At 38.0% G+C, this 16336-nt stretch carries 17 protein-coding genes; 3 read left to right on the top strand and 14 right to left on the bottom strand.

Features of this window, described 5'->3' with window-relative positions; all coding sequences use genetic code 11:
• Positions 1–171: 171 nt before the first annotated feature.
• The 10 genes from NSS87_RS15190 to NSS87_RS15145 form a co-directional block, all read right to left on the bottom strand.
• Positions 172–3339 (bottom strand): ATP-binding cassette domain-containing protein, encoded by a 3168-nt coding sequence (locus NSS87_RS15190; protein WP_339248265.1) that lies wholly within the window; start codon positions 3337–3339, stop codon positions 172–174.
• Between the two features lie 102 nt (positions 3340–3441).
• A complete protein-coding gene (locus NSS87_RS15185; protein WP_042188254.1) occupies positions 3442–3858 on the bottom strand; it encodes an SRPBCC domain-containing protein in 417 nt (138 codons plus the stop codon).
• Positions 3858–4181: a metalloregulator ArsR/SmtB family transcription factor gene (locus tag NSS87_RS15180; protein WP_042188252.1), complete on the bottom strand. Its 324-nt coding sequence runs from the start codon at positions 4179–4181 to the stop codon at positions 3858–3860. The genes NSS87_RS15185 and NSS87_RS15180 overlap by 1 nt, the downstream gene beginning before the upstream one ends.
• 182 nt (positions 4182–4363) lie before the next feature.
• On the bottom strand, positions 4364–5455 hold the full coding sequence (locus NSS87_RS15175) for a Ger(x)C family spore germination protein (protein WP_339248262.1): 1092 nt from the start codon (positions 5453–5455) through the stop codon (positions 4364–4366).
• Positions 5452–6549: a hypothetical protein gene (locus NSS87_RS15170; protein ID WP_339248259.1), complete on the bottom strand. Its 1098-nt coding sequence runs from the start codon at positions 6547–6549 to the stop codon at positions 5452–5454. Before NSS87_RS15170 ends, NSS87_RS15175 begins: the two co-directional genes overlap by 4 nt.
• A 21-nt stretch (positions 6550–6570) precedes the next feature.
• Positions 6571–7899: a spore germination protein gene (locus NSS87_RS15165; RefSeq protein WP_339248256.1), complete on the bottom strand. Its 1329-nt coding sequence runs from the start codon at positions 7897–7899 to the stop codon at positions 6571–6573.
• Between the two features lie 192 nt (positions 7900–8091).
• Positions 8092–9000 (bottom strand): hypothetical protein, encoded by a 909-nt coding sequence (locus NSS87_RS15160; protein ID WP_339248253.1) that lies wholly within the window; start codon positions 8998–9000, stop codon positions 8092–8094.
• Positions 8997–9554, bottom strand: coding sequence for a sigma-70 family RNA polymerase sigma factor (locus NSS87_RS15155; RefSeq protein ID WP_042193899.1), 558 nt, complete (start codon positions 9552–9554; stop codon positions 8997–8999). The genes NSS87_RS15160 and NSS87_RS15155 overlap by 4 nt, the downstream gene beginning before the upstream one ends.
• Positions 9555–9874: 320 nt before the next feature.
• Positions 9875–10564 (bottom strand): hypothetical protein, encoded by a 690-nt coding sequence (locus NSS87_RS15150; RefSeq protein WP_339248251.1) that lies wholly within the window; start codon positions 10562–10564, stop codon positions 9875–9877.
• Positions 10565–10645: 81 nt separating this feature from the next.
• On the bottom strand, positions 10646–11512 hold the full coding sequence (locus NSS87_RS15145; RefSeq protein WP_339248248.1) for an alpha/beta hydrolase: 867 nt from the start codon (positions 11510–11512) through the stop codon (positions 10646–10648).
• Between the two features lie 157 nt (positions 11513–11669).
• Between NSS87_RS15145 and NSS87_RS15140 the strand changes: the two genes are divergently transcribed.
• Positions 11670–12368 carry a MerR family DNA-binding transcriptional regulator gene (locus NSS87_RS15140; RefSeq protein WP_339248246.1) on the top strand — a complete coding sequence of 233 codons (699 nt, stop codon included), beginning with the start codon at positions 11670–11672 and terminating at the stop codon, positions 12366–12368.
• A gap of 366 nt (positions 12369–12734) precedes the next feature.
• Here the strand turns inward: NSS87_RS15140 and NSS87_RS15135 are convergent, their stop codons facing one another.
• From NSS87_RS15135 to NSS87_RS15125, 3 genes are all read right to left on the bottom strand, one after another.
• Complete coding sequence (locus NSS87_RS15135) at positions 12735–13133, bottom strand: contact-dependent growth inhibition system immunity protein (protein WP_052404289.1); 399 nt, start codon at positions 13131–13133, stop codon at positions 12735–12737.
• A gap of 243 nt (positions 13134–13376) precedes the next feature.
• Positions 13377–14000: an HXXEE domain-containing protein gene (locus tag NSS87_RS15130; protein WP_339248243.1), complete on the bottom strand. Its 624-nt coding sequence runs from the start codon at positions 13998–14000 to the stop codon at positions 13377–13379.
• Between the two features lie 23 nt (positions 14001–14023).
• Positions 14024–14605: a TetR/AcrR family transcriptional regulator gene (locus NSS87_RS15125; RefSeq protein ID WP_042188238.1), complete on the bottom strand. Its 582-nt coding sequence runs from the start codon at positions 14603–14605 to the stop codon at positions 14024–14026.
• Between the two features lie 408 nt (positions 14606–15013).
• On the opposite strand from NSS87_RS15125, the gene NSS87_RS15120 reads away from it, so the two are divergent.
• Together NSS87_RS15120 and NSS87_RS15115 are read left to right on the top strand one after the other, a co-directional pair.
• Entirely contained in the window at positions 15014–15550 is a 537-nt protein-coding gene (locus NSS87_RS15120) for an IS110 family transposase (RefSeq protein WP_339248239.1), read from the top strand.
• Complete coding sequence (locus NSS87_RS15115; protein ID WP_339248236.1) at positions 15520–15882, top strand: hypothetical protein; 363 nt, start codon at positions 15520–15522, stop codon at positions 15880–15882. Before NSS87_RS15120 ends, NSS87_RS15115 begins: the two co-directional genes overlap by 31 nt.
• Positions 15883–16024: 142 nt before the next feature.
• Here the strand turns inward: NSS87_RS15115 and NSS87_RS15110 are convergent, their stop codons facing one another.
• Positions 16025–16195: a hypothetical protein gene (locus NSS87_RS15110; RefSeq protein ID WP_197071291.1), complete on the bottom strand. Its 171-nt coding sequence runs from the start codon at positions 16193–16195 to the stop codon at positions 16025–16027.
• Positions 16196–16336: the final 141 nt, after the last annotated feature.

Genomic DNA, 16336 nt, shown 5'->3' with positions numbered 1-16336 from the left:
ATCTATCATTTGCCTAATTGTAAAGAAAAGGAAGTTGCATGCCTATAGCTCAATGTAGCTATCCCTATTAATAAGATGTGTCTAAATTGTGAGTTATATCACATCGTTTGCTATCCCAAAAGTGTGTCCACATAATAAAAAACCGCGCATAGCGCGGTTTCATTAGGTTAACTAATTATTTTCAAGGTATTGATAAACGGCCATCATTTCTTGTTTATTTAACTCCCGAATACGATTGAAAATTGGAATATCTGCTACAGCATCAATATTTGAGCTTTCAGTCACGACATCACTAACGTTACCTGTAAGCCAAGTCTGGACGTCAATGCCTTCGACAATTTCTTTACGCCCTTCATCATTAATGCCACTTGCGTAACAACTAACACATGGAATCGTTAACTTATAAACGCCATCGTGAAGTCCATCTTCGGATATGACTTTCTTTCCTTTACAGAATGGACATGGCTGACTAGCTTTTATCTTATTAATTAGACTGACCAGTTTTTTGTAACCAAACGCTTCATAAACATAGGTCAGCTTTTTGTATTTTCCATTCGTGAAAAACTTATCAATGATGTATTCTCTGGTTTCGGTGATATTCTCAAAATCACAAATCGTAATCTGATTATTCAAGCTAATTGATTCAATACTGCCGCTAATATCGCCCCAGAATGGCAGTGCATTTTGCAATACCATTTCATAGTGTGCAAAGCTCGCTACTTCAAGTTCAAGCATTTTTAGAGCAACTTGTATTTCCCTAGGCAATAGAGAGACATCCACTGTTAGAACCATATCACCGCCGACAATAGCTTTCATTTTTTCAAGCACCGGTAATTTGCCAACGGTACTGATCACTTGATCAAGAGGTAGTCCAATGATCTCACGAATATCTGTGTCGCCAAACTTTAGCTTCTTATGATGATTTAGTACGGTTCCTTCACAGATTGGACAGGTAATCAGTATTTTGGATTGTTTAATATGCTCTTTAATAATCGCTTTTGATATCACCATGTAGTTCCCAATGATGTAATTAAAGCCTTCCCAAGTTCTTGTTGCCTTGCTTGCTTTATCATAAAATGACTTTTCCCAATACCCGTACCAAAAAGTATGCTTTTCTGCATCCGTCATCTCATTATAACTTTTGCTGAGATCATGTCCGAGTTCATTCTTAATCTCTTCAAAGATGAATTTTATTTTGGGGAATTGATAGAATTTCAGAATATCCATTGCATCTGGATGTAATAAGCCATCCCAAAATGGCACATTTTTATCCTGAAGAACAACTTCAAAATCAAATTTTTCAATGACTCGACGTCCCTTGCAGCATGGACAATGATTGTCTTGATTATAGAAATCGAAGCTATTTGTATCTTTATTGGTCGGATGTGCCGTTACAATTTGGTTGATCAAGCCACCAATTTCATATAGAAAAGTATATTGACTATATAGGTGTCTTTCCAGATCAATGGCGATGACAGGTGCAATGGTATCTGATTCATATTCACCATATATCAAACGCGCCATAGAAGATAAGCTTTTTAAGATGCCACCTTTATAAACGTTTTCCGCATTTTTAAAGTAGGCAATTTGATTTTCTTTTAAATAGTTAATGCCATTTTGTTGGCGCAGTGTTGAAGAAATCTGCAATGGAGAGACATGATCTTCACTGTTTTGCTCGAGATAATATTTTTGATGACCGACAACTTCTAGATGCTCAACAGGTTCAAGCTGTCTTTTACCAAAATCAACGATAAAATCAGAGTTTTCCAGCATATACGAGTTATGTTCAATCATCATTATGGAGACGGATTCGTCCTGAAGAATGTCTCTAATGCTATCAATGAATTGATTTAGAATATTTTGTGATAACCCTTTGGAAGGCTCGTCAAAAATGAAAAGTGTATTGGGGTTTCTTGAACCTGCAAATAGCTCGGAGACTAAATGAACACATTGAAATTCACCTGTGGATAAAGACTGTGTTTTTCTTTCCAACGTTAAATAACCCAGCCCGAGCTTGATCAATAAACTTAAACGTTTATGAGCGATGTCTTCATTTGGCAGTTCATCAATAATATCTTCAATTGAGCGCTGAAAAATATCATCAATCTCTTCGCTATATTTTGTGAGCTTTCTCTTAATATCAAGAAAAGTCGCAACCGTAGACCGGCTGGTAATCGATTGATTTCGATCCTGCCCCACAATCACCAGCTTATCCTTGGGATATCGCTTCACAAAATCCTTGGACATACACTCATTGACCAATGTAGATTTGCCGCAGCCAGATTCCCCAGTGAACGTTACAAGTCTATTACGGGGAATCTGAATTTCGGCGATTTGAATATTACGACAGTAAAGATCATGAAAATGATAATATTCAGTTGGAGCTGTCTGATTTATTTCTCTATTGATGGGCGCCGGACGTGGCGATTCTTCAACGATTTTTCCGCCGTATTTACCACTTCCTGGTCCAAAGAACAATTGCTCGTCCGTTATGTCTAATACGGTATCCGAATGATCAATAAGCCAAATTTGATTCTTAAATCCTAGTTGTTTTATCTGCTCTAATATTTTTAAAAGGGTTTGGTGATCCAGACCCACAGAGATTTCGTCAATGATAATTACTGTATTTTCACTGGTTGCCATGAATTCTGCCAAGTAAAGTCGTGTTAACTCTCCGCCTGACAAGGTACCCATTATACGATTTAAGGTTAGATAACCAATATTCATATGGATTATGTTCTTTAGAATGTTTTGTTTACCTTCACTAATGTTTAGAACTTCTGCTAGAGAAAAAATGGTTTCAATGCTTAAGTCATTAATATCGGAGATACTTTTGCCCTGACCTAATAACTCCATTTTGTATTGTTCAGCTTCGTGATTATATCGCTTACCCTTACACTTTTTACATTCGACATTTTTAGTAGTGCCGCGACCTTTACAATCTGGGCACCAGCCTAATTCGTTATTAAATGAAAAAACCTCTGGCGATAGGTTATATTGTTCAGCAATCGCAACTCGAATCTCTGTGAACACGCCCGTATGTGTGCCAATGGTTGAACGAGGATTGGAAGAAATAGATGATCTCCCTAGAAAAAGTACGAGTGGCATTTCTTCCATCTGAATCGCACTGAAATTAGTCTCCATAATGTTAGGGAATAAATACTGATATTCTGCCTTTGGCAATAAAGAAACGAGACGTTTCTTGGATTCTTCTCCGATGGTTTGACAAAAGGTGGTTTTACCGGATCCGGATAAACCAGCAATCCCTAGGGATTGGTCAACTGGAAGTACTGCATCTAACTTATTAATATTGTTCGCAATCAATCGGTTGATTTTCATAGTGGTATCATCTCATCTCCATTCTCTTCATTTAGTATTGCCATCATTTATTCCATTAAAAAGGGCACTTTCCATTTTCAGAAAAGCGCCCTATTCTTGAAATTACAGTTCTGCTAATACTTTTTCAAGCTGACTGCCCATATTCGCCCAAGCATATTTAGCTCCTTCAATAGCGCCTTGGCGAGCTTTGGTCTCCTCACTAAATCCAGATTGAGCAAGATGCAGATGAACCTTACCATCTTCCTCTTTGCTCAAAGTCCAAGTAACTGTTGTACCTTCTCCGGCACTATGCCAAGTATAGGATAATGTATGTGGCTCATCTACTATGAGAACCTCGCAATCTACAATACCATCCCACCATTCATTTGGCTCTGCACGAAATTGAAATTTATGCCCTACGACTGGTTTAAAGTCATTGCTCCAAATCCATTTCGCTAGTGTATCTGAATCCGTTAAAGCGTTCCATACCTTCTCGATGGAGCTTGTAAATTGATAATCTAAGGATACATCTGGTTTCATTATTCTTCCTCCAATAAAAGTTTTAGTTTATCGATTCTTTCTTTCCAGAAGCCTTCGTAAAAAGATACCCAATCCCGAATTTCTTTCAATGGATTGGCATTCAAACGATACCTCGTTTCTCTACCAACCTTTCGAGCAACTACAAGATCAGCCTCTTTAAGAATAGACAAGTGCTTAGATACTGCTGTACGGCCCATATCAAAATGAACCGTGATTTCATGTAGGGGTAATTCATCAACATCAGCCAGGATTTGAAGTAATTTTCGCCTTGTTGGATCTGCAACAGCGTCATATACATCCCTCACTTGACTATTATCGTTCAAAACCACCCCCACCTTTTCCGTAATATTACCTGTAGTGTGACCAATTATACTTCATCAGCACCCAATTGGACACCATTTAGTGTCATATTGATTATAGGACACCAAATGGTGTCATGTCAAGGTCCTTAAAATTTTAATATTTGATCTTTCAATGGAATAAGGCGTAAAATATCGGTGCCTTGTTATTTTATTGCTCCCGTTCCCTGTATAGAAACTTTAACATTTACATCAAAAACAGCTTCGGGATAAATAGACTGCCATTGCTCCCATTCCTTATCCCCTTCATGCCGGGTAGCTCTATAGAGTAATCCAAAACCGAACGGATCTATCCCGTTTTTTTGCAGCTTTTTCAGCAAACTTGATATCTTCGTCTTTTCTTCCTGTTCAACATGCTTTTCAAATTTAGTCCAATTTTCTTCATACACCTGATTTACGAATTCTTCTACAACTCCACGCATTTGAATAGATACACGAATAACTGGTTTATTCTTATTGTTTGTATCAATCGTATAACGTCTCTTCAACTGTTCAATTGCCAAGACAAAAGGTTGACTTACCATTTTTGTGGTGATTTCGAAATGAGGATAGCTATGAAGAAGTTCTTTAAAGACTCGCGTTTCATCTGTTGTCAAAATCGTTTTTATTTTATGTTTGTCTAAAAGAGCAACCATATCAATTTTGTATACCTCTTTTTCGGTCTCGATAATAGGCAAGTAGGGGTCCATGCCCTTTTCCGTCGTTCGACGATAGAAATCATAAAGGTGTTCGGGAACCGTGAACGATGAGATTGATCCCGATTCGGACAGACTTAATAACAATGCATTACCTGAAAAATTTTCTGATTTTGGTTTCATTTTAAGAACAGTCTCCGCGTTGGGCTTCCCTAATGCCACCATCCCCTCCATCGGAATATCGAATCTTCTTGACAGCCAATTAAGTGGCTCGTTGATACTCTCATGGGCTAATGATTCACCCAAAATACATATTTCTAAAAGACCAAAATTAAGATCTTTCGATGATTTTGACCGTATTCGTCCGATCGCGCCTGATATCGTTTCGGAATTTTCGCTTATAATTTGAATATTATTCACAGAAGGATCAAATTTTTGAGCAGGTAAAGCTAATTTCAATGTCACGCGATATGGATTTTTTACATCATCTGATTGATCTACTCCGATGGCGATTACGAATATTCGTTTGTCGATATCCTTGAATGCACAACCCGATTGTATAACCACTGTAAAGCAGAGAACCAATAGGATAATGTTTCTCATACTTTACGCTTCCATTTCATTACAGCAAACAACGCAACAAGCGCGACCATCAGAAATTCGGTATAAAATCGCAACTCTAGCCAATTGACTGTATGGTTTATGATTTGTTTTAAAGTGAATGTACTGAAGTAGATTACTGTAACAATGGTAAATAGGCAACAAATTGCCCAAGATAATAGTTGTTCCTTTCGAAGATTATTTTGAAATTTCATAGAGAAGCATCCTTTCAACAGCTCAAGTCCAACATGAATGGTTACAGACGCATACACTAAGAGCAAAAAAAGGACGATGAGAAAATAAGGCATAATCGTACGTGAGAATAACCCTGACATCATACCAATTGAATCTAATGCAGAATACGTGGGGGCTATATAATTCCCCACCCCGTAAGTGCCATGAATTCCAATGGAAATAATCAAACCAGTGACTAATATATGCAAATTAACAATAAGGACAATGGGAGTGTATTTCCATTTGATTTTGCTGGGAACAACTCGATTAAATACGATTAAGCCAACAAATCCGGAGAAAACACTATTTGCAGCCGTAATCGTTCCCCATTTCGGCCAAATGAATGCATAATCTGCCATTGCTTTAATGGAATTCCACTCTATTCCTTGACTAAAGATGGCTTTTGTAAATGCATAGTACATTAAAGGAATGCAAATAAAAAGAACGATCTCAAGCGTACTTAAAATTGTTTTGCTTGACCTTGTAGCTCCCCAAGATACTGCAAGAAAAATAAATACCATAATAGTAATTGTGTTTACATCTGTTAGATATAAATTAAAAAAGGTTGATGCGTACCCTATCATGATGCATCCTTTTGTTATAGTCATAATTGAAAAGAATATTAATAATGATATTCTTGCTCCTGCCGGCAAAAACATCCGAAAGATTTCAGGCAAACCCTTCCTTGGAAAATAACCAAGTGACTTGGTCATTGTTACAAGAAATATCATGCCGCTAACCGCACTTATCACAATAGCCAGCATGCTTCCATTAAACCGTTCATTCAATAAAAGGGTATATAATAAAAGACCTGTGATGGTGATCCCATCACACCATAAAACATAAAAAACATATCGATTCAAGGAAAAATATCCTCCTTTCCTTTATAATTTCCCGAATTTTTCTTGTTCTCCGATAAACACTTTTAAATAAGGTTTCCCAAAGCTTTTTAAATCGTTCAAGTAAAGGATCAAACAAAATAGTCCTGCGATTAGACCTACATATCCAAATAAACTAGCTAACAAGATGAAAGGATATTTGACAATCCGTAATGCGAAACTCATAGCATTGATCGGCACGACAAAATTGGCAATGCCAATGGCGGAAGTTACGATAATCATGATATTGCTAACCAGATTTGCCTGCTGCGCAGCTTGTCCTAGAATTAGTCCACCAACTGTCGTTGCCGCTGCGCTGATCGACTTGGGAAGCCGTATACTAGCTTCGATTAAGGTATCGATTAAGAACATCATAATGAGCACTTCAATGTACGATGGATAAGGGATACCCGCACGACTACCGGCAATAGAGAAAGCGAGCTGGGCTTGAAACAACTCAGGGTTGAAAGAGACCAGAGAAATATAAATGCCAGGAAGTAACACAGTAATGAAAATGCCGATATAACGAAGTACCACAAGACTAAAACCGACCCATAACTGCTCAAAAGTATCATCCATTGAGGAAATGAAATCATAAAAAGTAGCCGGAGCGATTAGAACGAATGGGCTACCTTCCACAAGTATAACGATTTTGCCTTGTTTCAGATTTAACGCGACGCGATCTGGTCTTTCCGTAATCATCAATATAGGAAAAAGCGAGTATTTTCGACTAGTAAGTAATCTTTGAAGGTGTGCCGCCGAAAGAATGACATCTGGTTTGACCGAAGCTAGCTGCGTTTGAAGTTCGCTCAATACTCCCTTATCAACTAGTAGACTGTCATAAATTAAACCGACTTCTGTCTGTAGTAATCCACTAACCTCTCTTTTCTCATAAACAAGATTTGGGGAGGGATAACGATTCCGAATCAAATTGAGATTTGTATCAATCACATCGCTGAATGAACGTTGCGAGCCATATATCGCTGTTTCCGAGCTTGCATCCCCAAGCTGATTATTGATCACTTTTTTCGCACTGAACAAGAAAAGCTCATTTTCCATTTGAATACAGGCATGACCAATCATCAACTTCTGTAAAATGTCTTCGTCCTTCTCCGGTTTGCTGATGTCAAGAAGAGAAGTAAGATAATCGTTGAATTCCTCTTTTCCTGGGCATTTTAGTATGGAGATGATCAGATCATCCTTAATTTTCTTTTCATCGCAAACGCTGTCCAAGTAGAGGATCTCCAACTCGATATCCTGAATTCGGACGATTTCCTCCTTCATATCACTTGAGGAAGAAAGCTGCTTCTTAATTAGTTGAAAAGCTTCGATCATGATGTAGCAATCCTCCAGTTCGTTTTTGATATCATTTCCTTTTATTCTCAGTTTTATCCTATGTAAATATACTAGTAATTGAAGGAACCATGTTCATACTCCTAGTTCTAAAACAAAAAGGCAGGAACAAGGTTTATCACCTTAGTCCTTGCCTTTCATCTACCACGTCAATTCAACTCATTACATTTTTACTCAATAAAGCGGCAACACTTCTTGTTTAAGCCCTGAAAAAAGTTCTCCAGATTGTTCAAAAAAGGTGTCAGGCAAATGATAGTAAGCATCTCCCATAGATACGACTTTTAATTCAGGAATGATATACATGCCCATATAGGTTCCGTCCTTGAGGTTGAACTTTAACTGATACGATTTTCCTTGGGATTGCGCCTCTGCAATAGCCTCGTATTCTTTATTACTTAAATCAGCTGTTTTTGCGCTGTACAGTCCATCAATGATAGACTCCACAGAAGCATGATCTGTCATTTTTTTTAACACGTCATTTCCCACATGATTAAGAACATGGATATCTTTTGCATGCTCTTTTAGATTAGACATATCCAGATATTCCTTAGCGGCCATCGTAGAATCGTTAGTCTTCGCCACGATTTCTGCCAAATAATAATGCTCCTCAACTTTAACAGCGATGCGGAATTGGGATGGGTACGTCGGAATTTCATATAACTCACCTCCAACAGCGAACGTAGACGAAAAATCCTTTTCTACAACTTCTCCTCCATTGTTCTTCCCGATCTCTTGGTTAATATCAAAATCTATGGTTCCAAGTGATTTTTCAGGCTTCATTCCTGTGAACTTAAACTGAGCACCATCACTTACGAATGCATAACGAAATCCGTTGTAATTTAAAATTTTCCGAACTCCGGTAGGAGCTGAAACGGGCGTTTGCTGCGAGATTTGTGGTGAATTCGTTAATGATGTCTTTAGAGGAGATGTATAAATGGCCACTCCTAACACAAGTGCAGCACAAGCAGCCATGGTTCCCCACTTCGCATATGTTCTCTTATTAGTACGCCTCGCTGTGTTGGCCTTTTCCACCAGATTGCCGTCTACATAACCAATAGTCTTAAATAGATCTTTATTATTCATAGGATATAGCCCTCTTTCATAAGGTATAATTGGAGTTTTTTTCGTGTTCTAAAAAGAACCGATTTCGTTTTACTTTCACTTATTGAGAATCGAGTAGCGATATCAGCTAAAGAATCGGAATACCAGTAACGTCTCAGAAAAATATTCCGATGATCTTCATTAATCTTCAGCAGGAAATTGCTTATGGATTCAGCGATTTGTTCTTCCTCATATTGACTTTCGACATTGTCTGGAGAGGATAAACAATCATTTAATTCATCAAGAATCGTATCGAATGTTTTATTCCGCTTTTTGGCCATGTAATAATCGTGTTTATTTAACGCGATATTTCGTGTGATTCTCCCCAAAAAAGATGAGAGCTTAGCAGGCGTCTTCGGCGGTATAGTTTCCCACGCTCCTAGAAAGGTATCGTTCACGCATTCTTCCGAATCTTCAAAATTAGACAGAATGTTATGAGCAATCTTGGTACAATAATTTCTATATTTTTTGGATGTTTCTTCTATTGCTGTTTCATTGCGGGCAAAGTACAGCTGTATGATTTCACTATCGTCCACTCCATCACTTCCGTTCAGTTTGATTAAGGCCTCACTTATAAAGTAAGAAAAGAAGGGTTTTGGTTGCAAAAAAGTTTTTTTCTTATGTACTAGTGCGGGAAATCATTTTATGTCTTCATAAGCTTCGACATTCAATGCCAATAATATGACGTGTGATCTTATCCTTTTGATTCCTATGAAAAAAGCCGGTGTACCCTATAATGGGCAACACCGGCCAATATATTAAAAGTAGAAACTATAGAGGAATTGCTGCAGCTTCATGATAGAAGCATAGACGCTCCGCGATTTCGTGAACTGACCTTTTTTTTGTTCAAATCATGCTATTCAGCCACAAACCGTTTATTGTTTAAATCCAATTTGTAAAAGATATCTTTTGCATCTGCTTCTTGTGTACCTGCTCCAACTGGTGGATGGACTACTAAGATATTATTTTCCACACTTGGTAAAGGCTCAGCTTCTGAATAAAGAAGTGTTTTCGAGACTTGATCCTTCTTTACGATTTCTAATGGTAATACATCTTCATTTTGCTTATCAATCGCGAAAATATATCCTTCCACGCCATGACCTGTTTGATATTGAGGAGTAAGGATGTAAACCTCAGCTTCTTTAAAACTCAGCTTCTCAAAAGATATTTTTTTGCTGGATGGTCTGAAAAACAAGTAATTGGGTAGTTCCATTAAGACTTTGTCCTGATCTCCCTGTCTGTAGATAATAGAGTAATTACTCTGAAACGTCTGATCACCCTCTTGTCCCATCGTGCTCGATACGACCAAATGCCCAAGTTCTTCTCTACCTTTGGCTATCATCAATAATGTTCCCTTTTCCGTTTGCTGTTCCGCCCGAATTGATTTATCCTCATTTACTGCGTCAATTACAATGGAATCCATGAGATCGTTTTTTGGAAATAAGCTAACCTCTGATGGTTTTTGTTGCTGAGTAGATGAGTTGACTTGTTGATGGTTACAGGCAACGAGTAAACTAAATGCTAAAACCGATGATGCTACTTGCAAAATAAGCTTGTTAATTGTAACCCTCTCACTTTCATTTACAGCTGGGGTACAACTGCTCCCGAATTACAGTCCAGTCTGTATTCATAATTGTTTTATAAACCAGGGCTTAATTAATGGTATTACCACGGCTGGTTGCATAGCTTTTGTATGATCCATTTGGCTTCCCGTTAGCACTTCAACATCCCAGCCTAAATCACACAGCTTCGTCGTATTCTTCTTTAATATCCCAGCAATATCAACGGTAACATTTCCAAAATTCTCACCATATACGATAGTATCATTTTCTCCTGCAAAAGCTAATTTTGGAAGACTAAGTAAATGGTGAATACTACGATCATCAAAAGCAGTGAGGCTCTCGTATAAGGCAACAAATTGAGCTGTTACACGGGTATCCATTGATACTTTGATGTTGTCCCAGTCTATCTCATCAGGATTCTCTGTTTCAATGGAGCTTTTTTCAGCTACCTCATTTTGATTATTCAAAGCTTGGGTATGTGTTTTTTGAGTTACAATCAGCATCTCTTGATAGGGACCATTATATGGCGGAAAACCTCCCATGACCAAGCTTTCCAGACGATTAGTTCTGATAGCCAATTGTAGTCCAATTAAAGCTAGCCAGGAATAACCGTAGTAGCTAAAGCTCTTAACGTTCATTTCATCAGCAATGAGGAGCAGATCCTTCACAATATGGTCTACGGTTAAGTTGTCCACTGGATGTTGAAAGAGATGACCTTCATAATCAAAATAAAGCACTTGAAACGTATCCGCGAGACCTTCAACAAAATGTTTACCTAATTCAGGATCTACGCCCCATAGCTTTAAATTTTCTGCCTCCTGATTGTACACGGATTTTTTAGCGATAGGTAACATAATGGTTGGACGATCTGATCCTCCTGTCAATCCTACTTCTATTGCTGAATGGTTGGTTAATCGTATGATTTTTTTCAAACAATCCTCTCCTTACTGTTTTATAAAAATATCATATAACATTCATGCAATCTTTCGGTTTATCCCATACTAAGCCTTGATATATCTAATTAAATTAGATTTAATGTTGTTGTAGCACTTGAAGGTTTAACTTTAATGTTCTGGGGCGATGACGATTATGAGAGATAATTATACACCAACAATGATAGCTAAGAAATTAAATGTAAGTACCACTACATTAAGAAGATATGAAGATCAAGGCTTAGTTCCCGAAGTCCCAAGGACTCCTAGCAATCGCCGGTGTTATACAGACATTCATGTCCAAGCTTTTATTACGATTCGGGCACTTTTACAAGGATATGAGATTCCAGTTGTGTACGATGTGATGAGAAAGATTAAAGCTCGGCAAATTGAGGATGCACTTTGGTCAATCAATCAGGAACAGCATAATACACAAACGGAAAAGCATAGGTTAGAGGATGTGTTACGCATGTTCCGAAATGTAGATTTATCAAAATACAACGATTTAGAGGTCACAAATGCAATGACTATTGGTGAAGTTGCACAAATGGCAGGCGTTAAGCCTTCAGCCATTCGACATTGGGAACAAGAAGGCATTATTACTTCTAACAGAAACAAAGACAACGGCTATAGGGTCTATACTATAACGGAATTAAGAAAGATTATACTGATCAGCAGTTTAAGGAAAACCGTGTATTATATCGAGAACATGAAACAACTCCTGAATGAAATAGAGACACAAAACTATAAAAAAGTAGAATTGTCATTCGAGCTTGCGTTACAAAAATTAAACAGTCAATTAATGAAGCAGTTTTTAGGAATCGCTGAGCTTATGAAATATGTGAAATACTATTAAACTTGATAACTTGATATCAACAAGCAATCTTCCCAAAAAGAAGAAAACTTAACTCAAATACCAGTGCACCTGAATACCCCTTCTTTCGGCAAGAAGTCCTTACAGCAATAAACATATTCTGGCTCAGAATTCGATCGAATGCATAGATTTTTTGGAACATAATTAATCCTTCTTAAAATCATTTATAAGAACACAAAAAACTCCTCCCTTAAGGGACGGAGTTGATTTCGCGTTACCACCCTGATGGGTGTATTCATGAATACACCCTCTCTGTTATCGTCCAATAACGATGCCCCCTTGTAAAGGGCAGAATCTCGGAACTATTTAGACAGCCGCTAGTTTATTGAACTAACGTTCCCCGTTAGTTCAGTGATTTGAAGTCTTATAAGTGGAAACCAATGGAAGTAACTTTTCAATTGTGTATTTAACATCGGTTATAATTGAATCCAATTCAACATACGTTTCGGGGTTTAAGTCCCAAAAAGTCTGTTCGATGTTTATTACACATACCAACAAGTCTCCTTTATAAAAATCTCCTCTGACAAATGGGTTGTCTGCCAAGTACCTAAGAGCAATTGGAACAAGATATTTCAAACTGAAACCTTGTCCAATCATTATTCTTAAATCTTCGACTGAGAAATCCATTAACGGTTTTCTTCGTAATTCATGACACCTAACAACAAGGTTTGAGCCATACTGTGGCTCACCCCAAGTCTCCCCTTCAAGTTCTTCTAATGTTTTATCCAAATAATTATTTAACATCATCCGACCACCTTAAATGCTTTAATAAAAAGTATATCAGAAGTGGCGATTTGTTGTGTTAAACTGCCCGTTAGCTTAATAAAAAAGAGCAGGATACGAAGCACCTACTCATCATTGTGTGTTATTGAACTAACGTTTCCCGTTAGTTGAGAAAATAATCATCCTTCAATTTCAGTTACATTAACCCATCTAATTTTACATCAAGAGTTATAACAACTGGACCTTCTGGTGGTGGGTTATGAGGACCTACTTACGAAAAGACCATAATTGTTTTTGCGAAAATTTGTGAATGGAGTTTTTGTTTTTCATCCATGTATTTCCTTTCACTATTAAAATATAAACAGCTATGGCAAAATAAATTGCGCTCCAAATCCAGTCTGAGAGGGTTATTAAATGATGCTCATATAAGTAGTTGATGTACCAGATCCCCACCGGTAAATGTACAATAATTGCGGAGACTAATCCTGGATTATACATGCTTTTTGCTCTTATATTAATGACGACTCCATGGAAAATGATTTGGAAAAAGCCCATTAAAACAGGTGCCATCCCCAGCCATACTACTGACGGGAAGAATACAGGGAGCAAGTAGAACACATAGGCGATGACCACATTAATAATCATTGCCGACTGTTTATTTAACGGATAGTTTTCAGGGGATTCACTTTTAAACAGGGCTATATTGAATATGCCTGGAAAGTACCCTGGCCAGCGGTATTCCTCAAACTGATGAAGAAGGATCGCCATAAAGCTTAACCATAATATGCTGTTTATCCGCGGTATTGTTTCCCAGTTCATTAGAAGATAAATGCATATAACAATGCCAATGAATAGTCCTATATCCTGCCAATATTTTCTCAAAAAATTCATTTAATCACCTCAATCTGAGTTTATTAATGAAAGTATCTTGCAAAGAGCAAGTCAATCTGTTCCTCTATAGGTGCAATCTTCACGGAAGCTCCTGTTTCTAGAATAGGACTCATAAGTGCTGGTAGAAAAAGCGCTCCAAAAATCTGCATCGTCATGGTCATCAGGTGCTCTGGCTGCTGTTCATCGGTTAACTCTCTTAAAGTATTTTGTATCTTAGGAAACCCCAATAGATTCAAAAATGATCCATATTCATGCTGCGAGGAGAAAACGGTATTGCCCATCAGGATGATTCTGGAGAGCAATTCGGGATATTGACGGATCACTTGCAAATAATCTAGTAAAAATTGCCTCAATCTATCCCGTGAGGATATAGAGAAATCGTCAAGTATGGCAAAGGTATGCTGAAAGCTGTTCAATATCAATTTGATGGACTCGCTAAACAAGTTTTCTTTGGACCCAAAGTAATAGTTAACTAGAGCGACATTCGTGTTTGAGGCTTCTGCAATTTTTTTTATAGTGATCCTTTCAAAGCCTTCTTGTTTGGTCAACTCCAGTGTGGCACGCATAATCTTCTCTTTTGTTTCCAACTTTTTGTCTGTCTCCATAGGCAACCTCCAAGTATATTTACCCTGATTTAAACAACATTTTAAATAGCATTTAAAATAACGTTTAAACTTAGTATAGCAATATTTTTCCTTTTTGCAACTTTTATTTATCCGGAATCAAACCAAGTCTCAAAGTCTCATTGTGACTATCCTGCCCGTTCGTATTATGAGATCAACCAGTTCTTTCTGGTTGATCCTTTTTTCATTTGCATAGAGGATTAAGGTAGCCTGGTCGAACGTACCTGCCCGTGGGACTTGATCCCGAGAGCTATAATGTTCACCCCTACTTGTCATGACCATGATTGAGGCTGGTTGGGACGTAAGATCCCGTATAACAAGCGATGCTATGGAGCGACAAGAAGAACCTTAGGGGATGCCGGTGAATCTAAACTTATAGGGAGAGATAAAATGAATCCAGTTATCGGTCTAGATATTTCTAAAGAAGAAAGCCATGGACAAGCCTTTCTAGAGCGCGGAAAGCCATTCCAAGGGACATTCCACTTCGAGCACACTCGAGATGGTTTAGCAAATTTCCTTCAAGTTTTAACAGAAGTTGAATTTGCATCTCAACAACGTCCTTTGCTTATTCTAGAAGCAACCGGTCATTATCAAAGTCCCGTTGTTCAGTTCCTAGAGGAACATCATTATATTTATATTGTTATTAATCCGCTCATCTCAAATCGGCTTAGGAAGTCTCAACTTCGTAAAGTAAAGACGGATGCTGCTGACGCTTACCTATTGCTGTACTACAAAGAAGAATTTGAACCGTTTAAGAAAAGAGGTGTGCAACTTCTCAATCTGCGCTATCTCACAAGACAATATGAGTCTCTTTCAAAGATGTGTGTACAGACTAAACTACAATTCCAAGCTGTTTTAGATCAGGTTTTCCTGCTTACAAAGGTGTCTTTGGAGCTATGTATTCCGGTATTTCATTACAGTTTTTAAGTGAATTCCCAACCTCATATTCAGTATTACAGACGGATGAAAACACACTCAAATCTAAGATGAAAGAACTGCTTTCTTCAAAACAGGGGCGTTCAGAGGACTGGATTAACCAACGGGTGCAACGGCCGCTAGATGCGGCAAAACAAAACCTATTTCAGCAAACCATGTATGCAAGCCACTTAATCAATTTGAAAGTCCTTATTACCCTCATTCTTCAGTACCAAGAGCATCTTACTGGATTGGAACAGAACATAGAGCGATGCTTTTCTCTCCGCCTGTTCAATTATTGCAGTATTTCTGCTTTGTTAGTTATACGCCTTTTCCTTGCGTGAAGTAAAAAACAAACGGCACGGGGCTTTCCCATGCCGTTTTGAATTCCATTTTTATTCCCGTTCTTACCTTTGAGCTTAACTTAATGACATTGCCTGTTTGGGTGTCCTTATTGTTTTTCTAAGTTTTGCTTGCTAAGCGAATCTATTCAGCATCATTCTGCTCTTCCAGCCATCTCAAAATCGCTTGGTTTGTTTCTTCCGGCTTTTCTTGCTGGATCCATTGACCGCAATCCAGATTAACCACTTCCGCATTAGGCACGAACTTTGTCAGGTTTTCAGACCTCTGGACCGTATCCCGGTCACCATAGATCATGAGGGTCGGCTGTACCATAAAAATGAAGGGGGTTGCGATTTTGGATGAGCTGTTTCATCCCTTCTTCATTTAGCGATTTGATTTATGCCTCGCATTTAAAACGTTCTGACTTTTGATGAGAATTAAACCCTAAATGATTGA

It is taken from the genome of Paenibacillus sp. FSL F4-0243 (assembly GCF_037963295.1).
In the GTDB taxonomy this organism is placed as follows: domain Bacteria; phylum Bacillota; class Bacilli; order Paenibacillales; family Paenibacillaceae; genus Paenibacillus_AQ.
This window is presented reverse-complemented; position numbering and strand designations above follow the sequence as displayed.

Excerpts from the sequence above, each read along its gene's own strand:
- NSS87_RS15190 (WP_339248265.1), bottom strand. The coding sequence starts at position 3,339 with ATGAAAATCAACCGATTGATTGCGAACAATATTAATAAGTTAGATGCA.
- NSS87_RS15185 (WP_042188254.1), bottom strand. The coding sequence starts at position 3,858 with ATGAAACCAGATGTATCCTTAGATTATCAATTTACAAGCTCCATCGAG.
- NSS87_RS15175 (WP_339248262.1), bottom strand. The coding sequence starts at position 5,455 with ATGAGAAACATTATCCTATTGGTTCTCTGCTTTACAGTGGTTATACAA.
- NSS87_RS15165 (WP_339248256.1), bottom strand. The coding sequence starts at position 7,899 with ATGATCGAAGCTTTTCAACTAATTAAGAAGCAGCTTTCTTCCTCAAGT.
- NSS87_RS15160 (WP_339248253.1), bottom strand. The coding sequence starts at position 9,000 with ATGAATAATAAAGATCTATTTAAGACTATTGGTTATGTAGACGGCAAT.
- NSS87_RS15140 (WP_339248246.1), top strand. The coding sequence starts at position 11,670 with ATGAGAGATAATTATACACCAACAATGATAGCTAAGAAATTAAATGTA.
- NSS87_RS15135 (WP_052404289.1), bottom strand. The coding sequence starts at position 13,133 with ATGATGTTAAATAATTATTTGGATAAAACATTAGAAGAACTTGAAGGG.
- NSS87_RS15130 (WP_339248243.1), bottom strand. The coding sequence starts at position 14,000 with ATGAATTTTTTGAGAAAATATTGGCAGGATATAGGACTATTCATTGGC.
- NSS87_RS15125 (WP_042188238.1), bottom strand. The coding sequence starts at position 14,605 with ATGGAGACAGACAAAAAGTTGGAAACAAAAGAGAAGATTATGCGTGCC.
- NSS87_RS15120 (WP_339248239.1), top strand. The coding sequence starts at position 15,014 with ATGAATCCAGTTATCGGTCTAGATATTTCTAAAGAAGAAAGCCATGGA.
- NSS87_RS15115 (WP_339248236.1), top strand. The coding sequence starts at position 15,520 with ATGTATTCCGGTATTTCATTACAGTTTTTAAGTGAATTCCCAACCTCA.
- NSS87_RS15110 (WP_197071291.1), bottom strand. The coding sequence starts at position 16,195 with ATGATCTATGGTGACCGGGATACGGTCCAGAGGTCTGAAAACCTGACA.